This window comes from Melioribacter sp. (assembly GCF_049325435.1).
GTDB classification, from domain to species: domain Bacteria; phylum Bacteroidota; class Ignavibacteria; order Ignavibacteriales; family Melioribacteraceae; genus Melioribacter; species Melioribacter roseus.
On record NZ_JBMOLD010000006.1, the window covers coordinates 50508 to 64152 of the forward strand.

Below are 13645 nucleotides of genomic sequence, written 5' to 3' on the forward strand. Positions count from 1 at the left end.
GATAGATTAATTCCCCTTTTACTCTATAAATTTTTAACCGCTCCTCTTCTTGTACACAACCAGAGTATATCAATCATTAAACAAATCATAATCACGGGTTAATTATGGATGAAAAAAAATTTATAGCATTCGACCTGGGAGCCGAAAGCGGCAGGTGTATGGTGGGTCTGCTGAACAATCAAAAAGTATCTCTCTACGAAACGCATCGCTTTAGAACTCCGTCAATAAAATACGATTACGGATTTCATTGGGATATTTTGGTAATCTACGAAGAAATTATCGAAGGACTGAAAAGGGCAAAGAAAGAATTCGGGAATCATTTCGACGGAATCGGCATCGATACCTGGGGCGTGGATTATGTGTTGCTTGATTCCGAGAACAGGCTCCTCGGATATCCCTATCATTACAGGGACGATCGTACGGATAATATGATGGAAGAGACATTCAAGATTATACCCAAAGAAAAAATTTATAAATCGACAGGCATACAATTCGTTCAAATTAACACCATTTATCAATTATTGTCCGAACAGAAAAGAAAAACCAACCTTTTGAATGTCGCCGATAAAATTCTAATGATACCTGATTTCCTGAACTTTTTGCTCACCGGGAGAAAAGTGTCGGAATATACTATTGCGTCCACTTCCGGACTTGTGAATCCTTCTACGAGAAATTGGAGCTGGGAAATTACGGAAGCACTGGGATTTAAGAAGAGTATTTTCCCCGAACTCATCGAACCCGGAAAAGTGTTGGGACCAATCTCATCATCGACGGCTCGATTAACTCAATTGGATCCGGACATATCGGTCATTGCCACTGCTTGTCACGATACCGCTTCAGCCGTCGTAGGCGTTCCCGCGCAGGGAGGCAACTGGGCTTACTTAAGTTCCGGCACATGGTCTTTAATGGGAGTAGAACTCGATCGACCGGTTTTAAGCGAAGAAGCTCTCGGTAATAATTTTACAAACGAAGGCGGCTTTAATAATACGATTAGATTTCTGAAAAATATACTGGGACTTTGGCCTATCCAGGAATGCAAACGTTACTGGGATGAAAAAGAAGAGAAGGAATTTGCATATGCAGAGTTAACCGACAAAGCGGAAAAATACGGCGCCTCGGGCGCTTGGGTCGACCTTTCGGATGCGAGATTTTTAAAAGCAGGCAATATGCCCGAAAAAATAATTGCTTTCTTAAAAGAGACCGGACAAAAGCATGATAATGATATGGGATTCGTTATAAGGGTTATTATCGAAAGCCTTGCGTATAGTTATCGGGATACGTTGAGAAAAATCGAATCGGTCGTCGGGAAAAAAATAGAACGCCTTCACGTTGTGGGCGGTGGTATTCAGAACGAACTGCTTACCCAGTTAACCGCAGACGCTACGGGATGCGAAGTTGTTGCGGGACCCGTCGAAGGAGCCGTGCTGGGCAATATTGGCGTCCAGGCAATCTCCAAAGGAATTGTTGAGAATCTTAATGAGTGGAGAAAAATCGTAGGCAATTCCTGTGATTTGAAAACTTATTTACCGAAGAATAAAAATTATTTTGACGAAAATACAGGACGATATAATAAAATTCTGAGATGAAAAATCAATTAAGTATATAATTAATAATTCTCTAATAAAAAGGGAGTTAAGTTATGAAAGTAAGTAAGATAATGCTCAAGTGCATGATACTGATTTTGTTTGTGGCGGGTTTTATTCAGGCTCAAGGCTCGGGTAGAATACGAGGCAAAGTTCTGGATAAAGAGACAGGAGAAGTTCTGCCCGGCGCGAATGTATTATTGGAAGGCACGAGTATCGGAGCAGCCGCTTCGTTTGAAGGCGAATATTACATCAGAAGCATACCGCCCGGAAATTATACCATGGTTGTTAAATATCTCGGTTACAAGGACGAGAGAATTCCGGTAACAGTAGTTGCAGGTAAGACTATTGAGGTGGATGTTGAGCTCGAATACGTAGCTCTTGAAACTGGCGAAGTTGTAATTACCGCTCAGGCGGAAGGGCAGATGGAGGCGATTAACCAGCAGTTATCTGCAAATACTATTAAGAACATTGTTTCTTCCGATCGCATCAAAGACATCCCGGATGTCAATGCCGCAGAATCGGTAGCTCGTTTGCCCGGTATATCGCTGATTCGCAGCGGCGGCGAAGGTCAAAAGGTTACAATCCGCGGCTTGTCGCCTCAATACAACGTTATGATGGTAAACGGCGTGCGACTTCAATCGACAGACCGTGAAAACCGCAGCGTCGACTTAAATATGATCGCGCCCAATATTCTCTCGGGCATTGAAGTTACAAAAGTGCTCACGGCCGATATGGACGCCGACGCCGTCGGCGGCACCGTGAATCTTAGAATCAGTAAAGCCCGCGAAGGATTGCATACTAATTTCTCGGCGCAGGGAGGATACGCGTCGCTTGCAAATGATAATCCTTACGGAAATTATCGCCTGGCGGCTCTCGTAAGCAATCGGGTATTCGATAATAAACTGGGTATTCAGCTCTCTGTTTATATCGACAATTATAACAGGAATTCAGACCGCTTAAGCGCTTCTTATACCACAAATGTCGAATCGATAACAAACGAAGGACTTATTCCTACATTGCTTAACGACGTCAATATCTATGACGACGTTAGAGACAGAAAAAGATACGGCGGCAGTTTGGTATTCGATTATCAGTTTTCGAACGGAACATTGTTGTTAAATAATTTTATCGGAAGTCTGAAAGAACATCAAATACAACAAAGAAACTATTTTACAACGTCGTACGATTGGAGAGGTTATGCCACAGACAGAGAATTTACAAATACGGTAATAAGCAACGCATTGCAAGGCGAGTTTGAATTCTATAATGTAAATATGGATTTCTCCATTTCGAATTCCATTACGACTCAGCGTCACCCGGGCGATTTAACGCTCGATATGAGGACAAGATCCGGCGGCGTTCAGGGATGGGTTCCCGATTCCGTTATTGCCGGCAAAGAAAATCAGGTTTCGCCCAGCGTTTTGCTGAATCACTTACAGGTTCTGGGACAGGATAAAATTGTAAATAACGTGAATACTCTTAAACGTGATATCGACGAAACAGCTCAGTCTGCAATCTTTAACGTGAAAATTCCGTATAACTTTTTCAGTTATATTTCCGGCGATCTGAAATTAGGCGGAAAGTACGAAAGAAACACTCGTAAAAATGATGAAACGGCTTGGTATATTGATGTCGATCGCGGCGGTCTTGCATTGGATTTCAATACTTTGCTGCGTGACGTAGCGTGGACTGACCTTGGCATTACAAAAGAAGATAACGGTCTCAAGGCTTCGCTGTTTGCCGATCCGGATTACGATATCGGCGATTTCCTGTCCGGCGAAGAAGGGATCGGCAGCAATGTATTCTACAATAAAGTATCGATCTGGAAAATGCATCGTTTAGCCGACATTGCAAAAGAATACGGTTACTATTTGCCCGACCCGCTCGGATCTACTCAGTACGATTATAATTATACGAGGAATTTTTACGCTTTTTATCTTATGACAGAAATGAAAATCGGGAAATTTATTACTTTGACGCCGGGATTGAGATACGAAAAATTTGGCTTCGATTACACTGCCGATTCGACCTATGTATTTGGTCGCTTGACTACCCCGGGGGAATACTATTATGATTATAAAGAAGTGCATTGGGATTCCACAAAAGACGATAACTGGTTTCCTCAGATATTACTTCGCATAAAACCGGCCAATTGGCTCGATATCCGTTTGGCAAGCACAAAAAGTATAATTTATCCAGACTACAGAGCCGTTTCTCCTTATCTCTTTATCGACACTTACGGCGACCCTGTTTTGCGTATGGGTAATCCTTACCTCAAAACCGCCATTACTCAAAATTATGACGTATATGTTTCCGTTTATGATAATTATATCGGACTCTTTACGGCCGGGTTATTTTATAAAGAAATAGAGAATTTAATCGTGCCGATTACTTATTTTACCAAAGACGCTTCGAAAATCAATTACAGATATCCTCTGACTCCGAATCAGAGAACTACTGTTTACACCTGGACAAATCTTGAAGAAAAATCGTACGTACGCGGAATCGAGCTCGATTGGCAAACGCATTTCTGGTTCCTGCCTTCGTTCTTAAAAGGGCTCGTACTGAATATTAATTATACCCACATCAACTCCGAAACGCGTTATCCTTACTTCAAAAGCGTCGCAATCGGAAGCGGCATCTTTAAAAAGTATACTTATATAGATACAACTCGCTCCGGAAGATTAATAAATCAGCCGAATGATATATTGAACTTAACAATCGGTTATGATATAGGAGATTTTTCGGCAAGATTATCATTCCAGTACACAGACAACGTTTTAAGAAGCGCGCACACCGTTTATCAGGAACTTGACTCGTATACCGCTCCTTATTCAAGATGGGACTTTACGGCATATCAGAAATTACCATGGCTCAAAGGTCTGCAAGTATATCTGAATATTAATAACATTACAAACAGACCGGACCGCCAATTTGTAAGCGTTCTTGAAAAACTGTCCGGTGTAGAATATTACGGTACAACCGCAGACCTGGGCGTCCGATACTCATTCTGACCAATAATATGATTTTTATTAGCAGGTACCAAGGAGGTGATAATTTTTTTAACCGCTCAATTAAAAACACTACCAATATTCCCCATTAATTTAATCCATAATAAAACTAGGAGGAATCTATGAAAAGGTTAGTCTTACCTTTTATGGTCTTTTTTGTATTTGTTTCGTATCTGTCTGCTCAAACGGTACTGGACCCGAATCAGTTCGTAAATGTGCAAATTGCAGCAGATACTCTCGCCGACGGATCTCACGATCCTGCAAAAACAGTCTATTTGGCGGAGAGCGGTCAAATCTATGCTTTCGACGGCACTCTGGATGTCGATTTTGACCTCGTCATATTAGGACCGGATAATACCTGGATCAAAAATCAAACCGCGCCGCCTGTCTTCCTGCAAATTCCCGCCGCTGACGGTTCCGCAAGGGATATGATCCATATTAAAGCGGGGGGAAGCGTTACTATTAAAAATGTAATTGTTGACGGAAATCTTTCCAACGGTGAACTTGTAGGCGCTTTCATTGTCAATCAGGGCGGACATAAGATAATTTATGACAATTGCGCTTTTGGCGAAATCAAATGGTTTACTCTGAGAAATCAGGCTTATGCCGATACTATCAGCGTTACAAACTGTCTTTTTATCAATATGGTTCGTAAAGCCAGTTCGCCGTTCAACGGTATGCTGCTGCGTATCGACGCGGGCGTTGAAAACTTTATTTTTGAAAATAACACATCTATCAATTCCGGACGGTTGTTTGGAAACGGCGGCAATTTCTTCACATCCAAAGAAATTGAAGTTCACAACACTTATCTCAATATGCAGGTGAACGGACACGAATTACACTGGTACGAAGCTCTGCAGGCAAACAACATCTATTACAATTGGAGCTACAGAGGACGCACATTGAGAACAAACCACTATGAAGCTCCTTTTACAACGTGGGATCATCATTATGAAATAGCTGAAAAACTCGATTCCATTTCACTCTATCAGGGTATGAACGCTTTCTATCTCGACCCGGCTTTCCCCGAATTTTGGGATAGCGTAATTAATCCTAATTTTGAAAACGATTCCGATAAAGTTATCATGTGTTACTTGTGGCCTAAAGGCGTAGATACTACAATAACAGAAGACGATAACTTTACAGTCGGAAAAAATTATTGGCAGTTTGATCCTATGTTCGTTAATAACACAAGCAATCTCGAAGGCATGTTAGCCTGGGACAAATACTATTGGCTGAAAGAGAGTACTTGGCCAGACTGGCGAGTGGAATTGGTTGTGGATTATGACGCCGACGGACAACCTATACTGAATTGGCCTCCGAAATTCGACTTGAGTTATCAAAACGATACTTTGCTTACTGGCGGCACTGACGGACTTCCGCTTGGAGACTTGAACTGGTTCCCGGATAAAAAAGCCATCTACCTTGCAAACCGCGATCAATATCTTGCAGCTTTGAGAGACTCGATGACTAACGCTAAATATGTTTATATTCCCGGCGACAGTCTTTCCGCTTTTATAACGAAGGATAATCTTGTCTCGGTTGAACAGTACGATAATAATGTCCCCAACGATTATTATCTTGGCAATAACTATCCTAATCCTTTCAATCCCACGACTACTATTCGCTTTGGTCTTCCGGAACAATCCGTTGTTACCATGACCGTTTACAATGTATTGGGTCAAAAAGTATTCGAAATGACCGAAAAAGCGCTTTCGGCCGGTAACCATTCACTCCATTTCAACGCCTCCAATCTTAGCAGCGGTATTTATATCTATACTATTGCCGCTAAAGGCGTAAACGGCAAAAACTTTGTTGCCTCCAAGAAAATGATGCTTCTGAAATAATGTAGCTCGTTTTCTTTTACTTATTGGATTAGTGGTCAATCTAATTTCGGATTGACCACTAATTATATTAAAACCGGGTGAATACTTATAAACTCAATTGAAAAAAATCTTTCAACATCATAGCTGTGAATCTTCTAAATATTAACTAACGATATTACTACTTATTTTGGAAAAGCTAATCTTCTTGAGTTTTCCAGTATCATTACTCAACTAATTCTGTAAGCAAATCGGATGTATCAATTTGTAAAAAGTTAGCGGGAGAATGTAAATGAAATTTTTAATGAGGGTCATCTTATATGTTAATATTGTTCTGACAGGCGCGTCGATTAACATTATCGGACAATCTTTTCAACACGAAAATCTGGATAGGGGAGTCGTAGCCGTTCCGGCTGAAAACGGGGGGATTTATATCGGGTGGCGATTACTTGCCGACGACCCGGATAGCATAAAGTTTAATGTCTACAGAGGGGACATAAAAATTAACGATATACCCGTAGAATCGTCAACGAATTTTGTGGATTCGACGGGAACTTTGAACGATAAGTATAAGATTGTTTCTGTAATAGATGGAACCGAATTAAACGCTTCTGAAGAAGTTACGCCGTGGGAAAATCTTTATAAAACAATTCCGCTCCAACGCCCTCAGGGCGGAAGAACTCCGGACGGAGTTGATTATACGTACAGTCCCAACGACGCAAGCGTAGCCGATCTGGACGGAGACGGACAATATGAAATTGTATTGAAATGGGATCCGTCAAATTCAAAGGATAATTCGCAAAGCGGTTATACGGGGAATGTATATCTGGACGGTATCGAATTGGACGGAACGCTGCTCTGGCGAATTGATTTGGGAAGGAACATTCGTGCGGGCGCTCATTATACGCAATTTATGGTTTATGACCTCGACGGCGACGGACGGGCTGAATTGGCTTGCAAAACAGCCGACGGCGCTATCGACGGAGAAGGCAATGTCATTGGAGATCCGAACGCAGACTACAGAAATTCAAGCGGTTATATTTTGTCGGGTCCGGAATACTTTACGATTTTTGACGGTATGACAGGCAAGGCTCTGGCAACGACGGATTATCTGCCGCCGAGAGGCAACGTCAGTTTATGGGGAGATTCATACGGCAACAGAGTCGATCGATTTTTGGCATGCGTGGCTTATCTGGACGGCGAACGTCCGAGCGTTGTAATGTGCCGCGGTTATTATACGCGCACCGTTCTGGCTGCCTGGGACTGGCGGGACGGACAATTAACTTCCCGCTGGATTTTCGATACTAATAACGGATATCCGGCTTATGCCGGGCAAGGCAATCATAATTTGAGCGTAGCCGATCTGGACGGCGACGGTAAAGACGAAATCGTATACGGCGCCATGGCTGTCGACGACGATGGAACAGGTCTGTGGAATTCAAGGCTGGGTCACGGCGACGCTTTGCACGTTTCCGATATCGATCCGAATCGACCAGGATTGGAAGTCTGGGGAATTCACGAAAATGCGCAAGTCGGCTCCGCATTACTCGACGGTAAAACGGGCGAGATAATCTGGGGCACAGGACCGGCTGATGTCGGAAGAGGCGTATCCGCGAATCTGGACGACTCGTATGAGGGGATGGAATGCTGGGGAGGAACCGACGGATTGAGAAGCGCTACAAATCTTAAAGTAGGACCGAATCCTCCGTCTTCCAACTTTGTTGTCTGGTGGGATGGCGACCTCGAGCGCGAACTCCTCGATAATAATAATATCCGTAAATACAACGGCAGTAATAATCCGGTTTTGCTTTTGGCAAACGGATGCTCGTCGAACAACGGCTCAAAAGCCACTCCTTCTTTGCAAGCCGATTTATTCGGAGATTGGCGCGAGGAAGTTATATGGCGTACGAGCGACAATAATTCGTTAAGAATTTATACGACAAATATTAAAACCGATTACAGACTTGTTACTTTAATGCACGACAGGCAATACCGTCTGGCAATTGCCTGGCAGAACGTCGGTTATAACCAACCGCCTCACACAAGTTTTTTTGTCGGTAAGAGTATGCTTATTCCAGACAGATTAAAACCGCCGTCCAAACCGATGAATTTGCGAGGCGTTTCGTTGGGTGATACGGTGTTGATAGAATGGGATTCGAACGTGGAAGCCGATCTTGCCGGCTATATTCTTTACAAAGGCAAATCGCCTCATGATTTTTTAGATTCGCTTGACGTGGGCAATGTTACATCATATCTCGACACAAATGTTACATACGATACAACTTATTATTATGCTTTGAGAGCGTACGACACGGACGGCAACAAATCCGATTTATCCGACATTATTACAGTAACGCCCACGTTAAGGCCGGACGCTCCTGCCGGAGTGTCGTATCGATACGATAATAATTCTTGTTTGCTGCTCTGGAAGTATGACGATATTGATTTAATCTCCCATGTTAATATTTACAGGTCGGAATCTATCGATATGTCTGATCCGGTAAAATTCAAGCTTGATAAGAATTTTACATCGTATGTGGATAAAAATTTAATCAAAGGAAAAACTTATTACTACACTTTAACGGTTACCGATACCAATAACGCCGAATCTTTTCATACGGATATAATACAAATTACGCCGGCGGATTCTTTTGTGTTTCAATCCGAGGACGCTAATTTGATTGGAAGCGTCTTTGTGGAAAATAATCATTTGGGGTATCACGGGGCTGCATTCACGAATTTTGACGCAAGTAACAGCGCCGTTGAATTTACAAATATGCCGGGTTTCGGCGGCGGACCCCGAGCCCTGTTATTCCGTTATGCATTGGGAAATACAGACAGAACGGGAAGTCTGATCGTTAACGGCCAGGCAACTAATCTCACTATGAAAGGCACGGGAGATTGGACCAATTATGTGACGGATAGCGTCGAGGTTAATTTGAATTCAGGGTATGACAATACAATTCGTTTCTCTGCCACCGGTTCCGACTTTGGAAATCTTGATGAAATAATTATTAAATCGACTCCTCTTACATCCGTCGAAACGGTATCGGAATTACCGGCAGAATTTTTGCTCTACCAGAATTATCCGAATCCTTTTAATCCTTCTACGGTTATCACTTATACAATACCTGCGACCGTGAAATCCGGCGCCTCTGGAATACATGTAATGCTGCGTGTTTATGACGCATTGGGACGCCGGGTTGCAACTCTGGTTAATGAACAGAAAGAGCCCGGTAATTACAGGATTGAATTCAATGCGGATAATTTACCAAGCGGTATCTACTTTTATCAATTGTTGGCAGGCAATTTTATTTCTACAAAAAAGATGATTCTGCTGAGATAAATTTTTAACTTTTTTAAAGTTTTTTTGAGATAAAAGAAAAAGAAGGCTTCTATATGAATACCAACGCTAAAAAAAGTATGACTTCATTAGTTAATTCATTGGCGTTACTGTTTTTTATCGGTTTTACAGCTTGCAGTAATCCGCAAAAGCTGATGTTTCTAAATAACGGCGAATCGTATACTAAGTTTGAGATTGAAAACAGATATGGTAATGATATATTGATAACTTCCGCGGATACATTGGGCTCCGTTGGTTTCATAACAGAAGGAAAAATTAATTGGCTCAAAGGATCTCCCGAAATAAAAAAGAATTCCGAAAATGAATATACGTATATATGGAAGGGCGATTACGGTAGGGTAATTTTAGATACTAAAGAATCCGACAAGGAAATTCTGTTTAATTTCAAACTGGCGGACGAAAATGTCAAACCATCCGCCTGGATAATCAACACAAAAGCAGAACCGGAAGAATACTTTACGGGCATCTTTGAAAGAGTGGTAGACGGGCCCCAGGATAAATCGTGGGCTAAAGGCATTAAAGAAGGATTGAATTTACGGGGACAGAGAATTGATGTGAAGCCGAAACCGACCGTTTCGGCTTACGCTCCGTTTTATATTTCTTCCGGCAATTATGCCCTCTTTGTAAAAGGAACTTGGCCGGGCGTTATCGATTTTTGTAAAGAATACGAAGACATGGTTCAAATATCTTTCGAAGGTCCTCAATTTTCTTTTTCGTTGATGATGGACGAATCGCCGGCGGAACTTGTGAAAAGACATGCTCTTGAAACCGGTCCGTCGTTCGCGCCTCCCAAATGGGCATTCGGGCCCTGGCGCTGGCGCGATGAACATTTTAACAACGATAAGTATTACGACGGCACAAAAGTAAATTCTCCTTATAATTCTCAGATAACCGAAGAAATTTTATTAATGGCGGCTTACGATATTCCATGCACTGCTTATTGGATCGACAGACCATGGGGACCGGGTGTAAGAGGTTTTGACGATTACGAAATCGATTACAACAGACTGCCGAATTTCGAGAAAATGATTAAATGGCTCGATTCGAAAAACATAAAGACAATGCTCTGGATCGGTCCGTTTGTTATGGGCAAAATGGCGGATACTGCCGCCGCCAGAGGTTATGAGTTGGAAAGCAACATATGGAGAAATGCCAGACAGGCGTTAATCGATTTTACGAACGAAGAAGCGTGTAAATGGTGGGGCGAAAACGGTCCGGCTAAATTGGCTAAAATCGGCGTTAAAGGTTTCAAACTCGACAGAGCCGACGGCGAAAAACTTCTGGATTCATTAAATCTATTTACTTCAATAGGCACAAGCTACAGAGAAAATTATAACGATTATCCGCGACAATATGTAAAAGCTACATTCGACGCTGTGCGCCCGATTTTGGGTAACGATTTTATTCTATTCCCGCGAGCCCAATATACAGGCAGCGCACGGTACGGCGGAATGTGGGCGGGCGATACGGGCAATCCTCCCGAAGGACTCAGGTCGGTCATAATCGGGGCTCAGAGATGCGCGGTAATGGGGTATCCCGTATGGGGTTCGGACGCCGGCGGCTATCCGAAAAATATTAATCGGGAAACTACCAAGCGCTGGCTCGGTTTTGCATGCTTTTCTCCTATCATGGAAGTGGGACCGACAAACAACCGCGTTTTTTGGGATATGAATTACGAACCGTCTTTTGACCACGAACTGCTCGCTGTCTGGAGGTTCTATACAAAATTGAGAATGCATCTGGTTGATTATATCTATGATCACGCTAAGATTGCCAGTGAAACGGGGATGCCCATCATTAGACCTCTGTTTCTCGAATATCCCGAGCAGAAGGAAAGCTGGAAAGATTGGACTACATATAAGTTCGGTAACGACATCCTCGTATCTGTGGTTTGGGAAGAGGGCAAAACAAAAAAGAAAATATATTTGCCAAAAGGCGAAATCTGGATCGACCAATGGGATAAAAAAGAATACGAAGGCGGTCAATACGTAGAAGTCGAAACGCCCGATTATAAAACGCCTTTCTTCGTACGAAAAGGCGCTCGATTGACATTACCCGACTTGAACGGGTTATATAAAGAGTCGGTCGAAAGAACGAAGATTAAATATGATCTAAAGGAACTTGAAACGAAAGAAAATTGGCAGCTAAAATAGGTATAACCCCGTTATTCGCTTTTTCTTCATATTAAGATTTTATCCGTTTTAAAAAGAGGCTCTTGTGTATAGAAAAATTATTTTTGCATCGCTCGTCATAATATTGACGTCGATTAATATTAATTCACAAATTTATGTAGCTCCTGACGGCGACGATTCGAATCCCGGCGCTATCGACCGGCCGCTTGAATCGCTCCAGAAAGCGCAGGAATTAGCCAAAGCCGGGGATACTGTTTATATAGGCGGCGGTCTTTACAAAGTAAGAGAAGACCGGATATCGAGAGTTGTGTCGAATCTTTTTGCATGCGTTACATATCTGGATAAAAGCGGGACCGAAGGAAATACAATCAAATATTGGGCTTACCCTGGGGAGACTCCCGTCTTCGATTTTTCAGATGTAATGCCTGCTAATCAAAGAGTCGTGGGTATCTACGTCATCGGAAATTATATTCACCTGAAAGGAATTGAAATGACGGGCATCCAGGTTACTATAACATCCCACACCGAATCGTACTGCATTTACAGCAGGGGCAATAATAATATATTCGAGCAAATAAGCATGCACGATAATGTGGGAACGGGATTAAGGCATTATAAAGGAGGCAACAATTTATTTCTCAATTGCGATTCCTACAGGAATTGGGATAACGTTTCGGAAGACGGACTAGGCGGAAATACGGACGGTTTCGGTTGCCATCCCGACGCAAGCGGAACGGGCACTGTGTTCAAAGGTTGTCGCGCGTGGTTCAATAGCGACGACGGATTCGATATCATTCGCGCCGACGCGTCTGTGGTTTTCGACAGCTGCTGGGCTTTTTATAACGGATATTCAGCTTCGTTCCAAAGTCTCGGAGACGGAAACGGTTTCAAGGCGGGCGGCTTTGCACACGACACTGCCGACAGAATTCCCAATCCGGTTCCAATGCATACGATCCAGTTTTGCATAGCGGCTAAAAATAAGGCCAATGGATTTTATGCAAATCATCATCTGGCGGGTAATTACTGGTATAACAATTCCGCTTATCAGAATACAATTAATTTCAATATGCTTAATCGCCCGAGCCGTGAAGACGCCGATAATATTGACGGCGACGGATACGATCATATATTGAAAAATAATTTGAGTTATCAGAAAGGTTTCGGCAATAAACACATTGCCTATATCGATACAAGCAGGAATATTCTTGTAACCAACTCTTGGCAATTTGACCTTACCCTGTCAGACGCCGACTTTAAAAGTCTGGATATAAATTTACTGACATCTCCCCGTAAGGAAGACGGTAGTTTGCCCGATATCGATTTTATGAGTCCGGCGCAGGGCGGTAAAATAATAGACGCGGGAACAGACATCGGATTCCCTTATTTCGGGAATGCGCCCGATTTAGGAGCCATCGAATCGGGATTTATTACTTCGATTAATCTTAATTGCATTGACTTGCCGGATAACTTCAAATTATATCAGAATTATCCCAATCCTTTTAATCCTGTAACCAATATATTATATGAATTAAGCGAGCCTGCGGTTGTTAATCTCGCCGTATTTAATTCATCTGGTCAAAAGATAGCTACCCTCGTTAGCGGATTTCAGGAAAGGGGCAGCTATAAATTGACTTTCGACGGGGAAGGACTGGCAAGCGGAGTGTACTTTTATAAATTGAAAATAAACGATAATTCAGTCGTAAAACAGATGACTTTATTGAAATAGTAA

At 42.5% G+C, this 13645-nt stretch carries 6 protein-coding genes and 1 pseudogene; all 7 read left to right on the forward strand.

The features are described from left to right. Window positions 1–104: 104 nt before the first annotated feature. The 7 genes and pseudogenes from ACOYVE_RS04670 to ACOYVE_RS04700 all read left to right on the forward strand — a co-directional run bounded on the left by ACOYVE_RS04670 (window position 105) and on the right by ACOYVE_RS04700 (window position 13642). Window positions 105–1586, forward strand: coding sequence for a rhamnulokinase (locus tag ACOYVE_RS04670; protein ID WP_014854771.1), 1482 nt, complete (start codon window positions 105–107; stop codon window positions 1584–1586). Window positions 1587–1639: 53 nt separating this feature from the next. Continuing rightward, window positions 1640–4600, forward strand: coding sequence for a TonB-dependent receptor (locus tag ACOYVE_RS04675; RefSeq protein ID WP_014854770.1), 2961 nt, complete (start codon window positions 1640–1642; stop codon window positions 4598–4600). A 119-nt stretch (window positions 4601–4719) separates the two neighbouring features. After that, window positions 4720–6444 carry a T9SS type A sorting domain-containing protein gene (locus tag ACOYVE_RS04680; RefSeq protein ID WP_014854769.1) on the forward strand — a complete coding sequence of 575 codons (1725 nt, stop codon included), beginning with the start codon at window positions 4720–4722 and terminating at the stop codon, window positions 6442–6444. 280 nt (window positions 6445–6724) lie between these two features. Further along, window positions 6725–8497: pseudogene (locus ACOYVE_RS04685) on the forward strand (rhamnogalacturonan lyase); the annotation flags it as partial. 807 nt (window positions 8498–9304) lie between these two features. Beyond that, on the forward strand, window positions 9305–9766 hold the full coding sequence (locus ACOYVE_RS04690; RefSeq protein WP_226991018.1) for a T9SS type A sorting domain-containing protein: 462 nt from the start codon (window positions 9305–9307) through the stop codon (window positions 9764–9766). Window positions 9767–9819: 53 nt separating this feature from the next. Then, window positions 9820–11937 (forward strand): TIM-barrel domain-containing protein, encoded by a 2118-nt coding sequence (locus ACOYVE_RS04695; RefSeq protein WP_014854767.1) that lies wholly within the window; start codon window positions 9820–9822, stop codon window positions 11935–11937. Window positions 11938–12001: 64 nt separating this feature from the next. Continuing rightward, complete coding sequence (locus ACOYVE_RS04700; RefSeq protein ID WP_014854766.1) at window positions 12002–13642, forward strand: right-handed parallel beta-helix repeat-containing protein; 1641 nt, start codon at window positions 12002–12004, stop codon at window positions 13640–13642. The last annotated feature ends 3 nt before the right edge of the window (window positions 13643–13645 follow it).